Origin of the sequence: Algoriella xinjiangensis, assembly GCF_900115015.1 — a bacterium.
GTDB classification, from domain to species: domain Bacteria; phylum Bacteroidota; class Bacteroidia; order Flavobacteriales; family Weeksellaceae; genus Empedobacter; species Empedobacter xinjiangensis.
The window spans coordinates 1-6948 of sequence record NZ_FOUZ01000025.1; the positions used below are offsets into that span (position 1 = coordinate 1).

The 6948-nt window shown below is 33.3% G+C and carries 5 protein-coding genes; all 5 read right to left on the bottom strand.

Annotation, left to right across the window (positions count from 1 at the left end; genetic code table 11):
• Window positions 1-240 precede the first annotated feature (240 nt).
• On the bottom strand, window positions 241-558 hold the full coding sequence (locus BM072_RS15085; RefSeq protein ID WP_092910626.1) for a transposase: 318 nt from the start codon (window positions 556-558) through the stop codon (window positions 241-243).
• A gap of 281 nt (window positions 559-839) precedes the next feature.
• Entirely contained in the window at window positions 840-1271 is a 432-nt protein-coding gene (locus BM072_RS15090) for a transposase (protein WP_092910631.1), read from the bottom strand.
• A gap of 61 nt (window positions 1272-1332) precedes the next feature.
• Window positions 1333-1893, bottom strand: coding sequence for a hypothetical protein (locus tag BM072_RS15095; protein ID WP_143080495.1), 561 nt, complete (start codon window positions 1891-1893; stop codon window positions 1333-1335).
• A 133-nt stretch (window positions 1894-2026) separates the two neighbouring features.
• Entirely contained in the window at window positions 2027-5974 is a 3948-nt protein-coding gene (locus BM072_RS15100) for a hypothetical protein (protein ID WP_092910641.1), read from the bottom strand.
• 167 nt (window positions 5975-6141) lie between these two features.
• Window positions 6142-6810 (bottom strand): hypothetical protein, encoded by a 669-nt coding sequence (locus BM072_RS15105; protein ID WP_143080496.1) that lies wholly within the window; start codon window positions 6808-6810, stop codon window positions 6142-6144.
• Between the last annotated feature and the right edge of the window lie 138 nt (window positions 6811-6948).

A 6948-nucleotide genomic window follows, 5' to 3' on the forward strand; every position in this document is an offset into this window, starting at 1 on the left:
CCTTAAATTATAAAACGATTGAAGAATTTAATCAACAAAAAATTAGTTATAAAAATGTAGCTTAACTAATACTCCTATTTTTGTTTGCATATCCAAGCTTCTGTTTCCTCTAATGTTTTACCTATTAGCGACATACTCTAGTTTTAATTAGTTGAAATTTGATTTTTACATTTTGGTGCATCAAAATTACCTTTTGCTTTAAATGGGTTTTTAGTTTTTTCATAGGTTATGTAGTTTATTTTATACTAAAAATAGTTTTTTCCATTTTGAAACTGTATTTCGACTTAATCTAAAATGATTTGCTAATTGAGAATTATTGAGACCATTTTCCTTTTGGTAATCTAAAATATTCAAAATATCTGATTTTTTATACGAACGAAATTTCTGACTATTATTAATAATTCCTTTGCCAAATATTTTTGTATTTATTTCTATAACGTCTACAATGGAGAGTGTTGTTTTATTAAGAATGTTTTCGCATGCATTTCTTTTTTCAGGGTATTTTCTATCTAAAATATCTTTAAAAATTTGTTTATAATTAGGGCTTGATTTTTCCATATCCTTTTTTAACTTTTATTCTTATTAATCTATCGTTATTAAAATATATAAAGAGTTTTTTTCTACCTAACAAAAATTTGTAATCTGTATTACTAATCATAGGTACTATATATTCTATTCCCAAATATTATATTCTGAGTGATATTTACTGTATCTTAAGATGTTCTTTACCTCTATTTTAGTTTTGTTTTTGAAACAAAGAAATCATTTTTTGATGACGAATTATTTTTATCATTTTTTTGATCAGATTTTGATACTGTAAAATGAAATTAGACTATACCTTATTTGGTGTATTTACTTATCCATTTATATAGAGTGGTTTTTGGAATCCTGTAACGATCCATTATTTCAATTTTTGTCATCTGTTTTGTTTCTAATTGCTCTAATATAAATTCTATGATTTCCTTTGTATAGATATTTTTACGAAACTGCTGGAGACTAGTTTGTTTCTTTATACTATCTTTCGGCTTGTCTGCTGCTATTGATGCATATAAAATAAGATGTTGAGAGTATAATCTAAAAAAATCATATTCTAATAGTTTACTCCATTTTAGTAAAATCTCTGTATCCAATATTTTTGATTCATACATTTTCTTAATTCTCCGTTCATCACAATTTATAAAATTGCAGATGCGACCTATCTCTATTTCACTTTCTACAACAGCTTTTTGAATAACCGATCCAATATGGATATCTTTATAATTATCACTCATTATTTCTAAATGCTTATTTTTTTGATAAAGCAGTCTTTATAAAAAGACTGCCTTATTCTACTTATTTCCAGTAACTCCAATTTGTACCGTCGTACACAGCTAGAGTATCTGATGTTGTATCATACACTATATTACCTGCAACAGGACCTATTACAGCGGTATTAGGATCAGCTACTTTAGGTAGAACCAATGTTCTTGTTTCTGATTCTAAAATCAAAACACCTGGTTTACTACTGGTTTCTGCTCCAATAATTATCCCTTGTTTGTTAACAGATTCTCCAGTTATCACATAAGGGTTTAGTTTGCCTCCTTCTTGAGATGCGTCTAACTTCGCTGAAAGAGAAGTCCAACGATCATTTGTACTAGTTCTTCCTTCTCGAACTTGCACCTCTTTAGTTGCTACATTGAATATGAATGTTCCGTTTACAGCATCTGTAGGAGCTGTAGTAACAGAAGGCAAAATAATACCTCTAAGATTTGTAGCTTCATCGCCAAATTCTAATAATACACTATTATTTGTAACGCTACTTTTTCCGATAGCGACTTGAGCTGATGCAGATACAGCTGCAAAAAAACTCGCTGTTACTAACATTTTAATCGCTAATGTTTTATTTATACTCATTTTATTTATCTTTTATTTTGAGATTGACTATCTCATGGTTTTGTTGTTAATAGTAACTAGAGAAAAGCATTTGGTAAAACAATCAATTTTTACCAAGATTACTTTTCTTATCAAAAAAAATTATGAAAAACTCTTATTCGTTACAACCTCTTTCCAAACAGTTCCATCCTTTTCTTGAAGGATCAATCAATGGGGATTCACCTCTGTATAATTGGACACAATTTTCTGTTGTGTTGTAAATAAGCATTCCTTCAATCGCTGTAAGTGCGTCTCGTTGAGTTGTAGTCATATGAGGAATTACTAAACCGGCATTTGAACTTTCTAATGCGATATATCCATTTGGTACAACTTCTGGCCATCCCGAAGTTACATTTGCTTTTGTTGAAACTCCTACATTCGTACGAACTGATGAGGTACCTGAAGCAGCTGGTTTAACACATTTTGGAGCAGCACACGGAACTGCTTTTTTACCATAACCAGTACCTATCATAGCTGTAGGTGGCCATAAAGTACTTTGTGTAGCTAGTATTGTATTGCTTGAAGTTACATTCCAATTGATACGGTTTAAAGTAGCACCGTTTATCAATTTCAGTTTTTCAAATGGAGCTGTTGTACTTCTTCTACCCAAAAGTGTTACATTACCTGTTGGGTCTATATCTATACGTAATGCAGGTACTTTACTGGCTGCATTACCGATCTGCCAAATATTTGGTATACCATTTGTAAAAGTAGGACCATATCCAGCGTCGTCTGACTCAAAACGAACATTAGAAACCATGCCTCCTTGATTATGAAATTCTATTTCCATATTTGAGAGTTTACTACCATTAATTTCCATATTAAATGACTTATCTAAATAGTAAATATCTAATGTAAAGCCTTGATCTGCTCCAGCTGGTTGAATAAAAGTTTTGCTAATTGTATTATTAAAGATTGGATCTGTAGCATTACTCATACTGAAATCTTCTCCTAAAATTGGTTCTGTACATTCTGAAGGCTCAAAAATATCGACTGGTACTACACAAGATGGTACACCTACTTTGTTTTCGAAGTACATAATATCATCAATCAATGTATGCCCAAAAGTTGTACGGTTACCACGAATTTGGATATCCATTGTTTTTCCTGTAAAATCCATTGTTCCGATATTAATAGCTGCTTTTAGTGGCACCCAACCAAAAGAAACTGCTCCTGGTCCTGGTAGCGGATTATCTGCTTTTAACTGTGCTGACGCATATACTTTACCAGTATTACGGTCTACCAAATCCATGTACATATAATCTGTATTAGCCGTATAGTTTACATACGAGAACAATTGTAATGTATATGTTTTACCCATCTCTGGCTTAACATCATCTATTCTATAGAATGGTCGAATACCTTGAGATTGAGATACATTACCCTTTACAAGAAAAGCTGCACCGTTTAAATGACCTGACATATCTAGTACATTTAGAACAGAAGGATCTGCTGGGTTGTCCCAAGGATAAGTATTTGTCCAGTCATATACTTGTGGATATGATTGTCCAGATGCCCAATGTGGTGCTATTGCAGAAGAACCGTTTACAGTAGTATTGTCTGTAAACGAACGAGGATCCCAGCCAAGTCTAACAAAAGCAGGCGGTACTACTGCATAGCTACCATCCCCAATATGAGAATCGAAATACTTGATAGGGCCAGAAGGTGTAGCTCCAACACCTGTTGGTAAGTGAGTTCCAATATAATTAGGATCATATAACGGATCGTTGTAACCTGGTGAAAAACGGTAACCGTTGGTAATAGCACCTCCATTAGAGGTTAACGTAGATGATAATATATTAGGTTGATTCACCCACGGGATTCTACCGTCTTTAACCAACGGAGATGAAGTATTAAAATTCTGATAGTGAATAACTCCAGCATTATAACTAGCTCCTTCATCATATATATAATCCATCATACAATCTTGTAAGATGAAAATACTAGCACTACTCATATTTCTATTCCCTCCGTTAACAGTATTTAAAGCAATCTCATTATAAATATCTGTTGGAGGTGTATTTACCGAATTGTTAGTTGCCATAGGGTCCACGTAATCTGCTGGGCGCAATACACTTGCTGTAAAAGTACGTACAACTGGTGCAAAACTACCAGTAACACTGGTTGCATTGGTATCTGTATGGTCAACCACTGCAGAAAAAATAAATTCTATATGACCTACACCAAAATTAGACTTCTTACCAGTGTATCTTCTTAATACTGGATCATAAGTTAATGTAACACCTCCGTTATTTGATACATTGGTGATTCTTACACCATTTGGTATTTCAAACATTATTGTTACTTCTGCTTCTGAAGAAATAGCATCTGGACCGTTATTCCAAATATTTGAATAAAACCCAAACGCATCACCTTCTGATAAAGATGGATTTATGCCCGAAGCCCCTAAAACATCTGTTATATTAGCTGTTGCTGATAAATCACTTTTTTTAATAGCAACTGTTGTGTTAACTGTTGCTACAGGTCCTTTTATATATGACCAAGTATCTATAGATTTATCGTTACCAAATCCTTGATAAAGGTTAGTACTACTTAATGGACTGGTATTGTTATTTTGCTGTCCCCACATATGTCCTCCAGTACCTGTAGGTCCACTAAGCGAACCTGCTACACTTGCATCAAGTGGATTAGGGGCTTTCCCGTTATTGTTTGTGCCAGTAACTCTTGAAATATCGCTATCATCCCAATAAACACGAAAACGTTCGTCAGAAAGAGGATTGTTCCCGTTCAAAAGTTCTAATACGAGTCCATTAGGATTGATTTCCATATCAATAAATGGGAAATGCACCTCTGCTCCACGTAACTGTACTTTCACTAACACAGAGGCATTAGTTCCTGGAAGATAGTTGTTGTTACCATCCTTACCATCCCAAAATATTTTGTTACTACCTGCAATCGCAGTTCCCGTTAAAGTTCTGGTTGCAAAAGAAGGCGAGCCAGAACTTTCTATTGTAATTGTATAAACCCCTTGCGCATCTGCTGTAAAATTAATATACCCTCCTTTTAATCCCAATTCTCCAATTGTTCCTTCAGCTCCTATAATACTAATATTACTTGCATTTGGAGTAATAGGGGTATTTTTCAACCATGTACTATTATTTGGGACGCTACCATTAGCAGAAGTAGGTAAATCTTGAGCTGGTTGACTATAAAAAATTTTATGTGTTATATTATCCCCTGCATCTGCTGCCAAAGGAGAATGTACAAAAGAAGAAATACCAGTTGTGAAATTTTTACTTTTATAAGAAGGGCTACTATCATTTACGTCAGTCAAAAAACCTTTGTTATTTATAAAAAATGTAAAACCTACACCATTATTCCCGTTATTATTTACCTTATAAATATATCCATCTTTTGTCAGCGCATACATATTTCCATAAAAACCTGTCGTTTGACTACCACTAATGTGTAAATTCATTACATTGGTATAAACTCTTCCTGGCACCCAATCTCCTGCACTCTCTACAGATACATCCCACGCTGCAATAAGTTCTGATCTTGTACCTTGCGTCCAGCTATCATTAGCTGCAATATTAGAAACAGCAGGAGATATTGTAGAAGATACATTTCCTGTCGGTAAAAATTCTATTTTCCAAACCCCTTCTTCTGCCGTTAAAGCAGTACGGTTATAAGTTGCATATCGATTGCCTCCTGCAGCTTGCGACGTTAATCTTGGACCAGCAAGCTCTGCTGTTCTATCGGTTATTCGTCCTGTTGTTCCTGAGGAAGTATAAACAGTACCATTTGGTGCTGTTAATCTAATTATACCATTTCTTATTCCTTGTGCGCTGGAAGCTGTATGCAGTATTTCACCAGCTTTAACATAAGCATAATGTGTTCCTTCTGTTTTGAAGGGCCATGATCCTACAGTAAATCCTATAGTACCTGTATAAGAGTTACTATACAAAAAAGCACGTCCACCTGTTACGCCATTTGGATATAGATCTTTAGACCCATCTGCGTAGGCGTTACTCCCACAGAGTAAGGCTATTGCAAGAGATAAAACTTTTCCACCTTGAGAAAGTAGTTTTTTAATATTCATATTATTTAAGTTTGTTTATGTAAAGCGCTACATGTTTACACTTTACATTTTTTTATATATATCGTTCGAATTTTACTTACCACAACTGTAACTAGTTAATTACAGTAACCGAAATTCTGAGTACCCATTACAGAGTAATAATCTAAACCTATCCACTCTGTGTGCTACTAGAAAAAAATAAAAGGATCATATGGTGGTGGACGATTTTTAAAATACGCCACAAGGGTTTTGTGTACAAAGACTTCTTTTCTATATTTATTATTTTCTTCTCTTAGTATGAGAGACTTGTATAGTTCTAGATTATCAGCTGATGTTACAGATATGCACTTATTATTTTGATAAGTTTGTACTGCCATTATTTGTATCCGTTTATCTGAAGAAAGTCGACTACTGGAAGTATTAGAATAATATAATGGCTTTACTTTTTGGGTAACTTCACTCAACTGTTTTGTTGTTGACGTAGTATTCTTTTCCCTTGATCGAGATTGAGTAATATGTTTCTTCGCTTTTTTCTCGACAACTTTACCAAAATGTATAATCTCAGTATTTTTTAACTGATCAGCATTTGTTATAAATGAATTTCCTTTTATATATAGCTTTGTTTTTTCTGTTTTTGCAGGAGTAACAACATGTAGTAGATGAACATTTCTTATTGTTGTCTTCTCTCCAATATATAAATAAGTTTCACTATTTTTTAGAGAATCATTAACCGATGAATTCCCATACACCTGTGTAGATATAGCCTGTACAATAACACACAAAATACAGGCATACAACTTCATATTAAACTGTATGTCTGAAAATAATAGGTTTATATGACGATTATTATTCATCATCTGGTTTAGTTGGGTATAAAATAGGTTTTAGGTTTAAGTTTTCTGTAATCTTCCCCTTGTTAGGAACATTTAAAAGTATAGTTTTTATTTAATATTATTGTATTATTATTTTGATTAATTTGAAATGTAGGAAAATCA

Bases quoted from the DNA above. Each gene is read 5' to 3' on its own strand.
- BM072_RS15095 (WP_143080495.1), bottom strand. From the start codon at position 1,893: ATGAGTATAAATAAAACATTAGCGATTAAAATGTTAGTAACAGCGAGT.
- BM072_RS15105 (WP_143080496.1), bottom strand. From the start codon at position 6,810: ATGATGAATAATAATCGTCATATAAACCTATTATTTTCAGACATACAG.
- BM072_RS15085 (WP_092910626.1), bottom strand. From the start codon at position 558: ATGGAAAAATCAAGCCCTAATTATAAACAAATTTTTAAAGATATTTTA.
- BM072_RS15100 (WP_092910641.1), bottom strand. From the start codon at position 5,974: ATGAATATTAAAAAACTACTTTCTCAAGGTGGAAAAGTTTTATCTCTT.
- BM072_RS15090 (WP_092910631.1), bottom strand. From the start codon at position 1,271: ATGAGTGATAATTATAAAGATATCCATATTGGATCGGTTATTCAAAAA.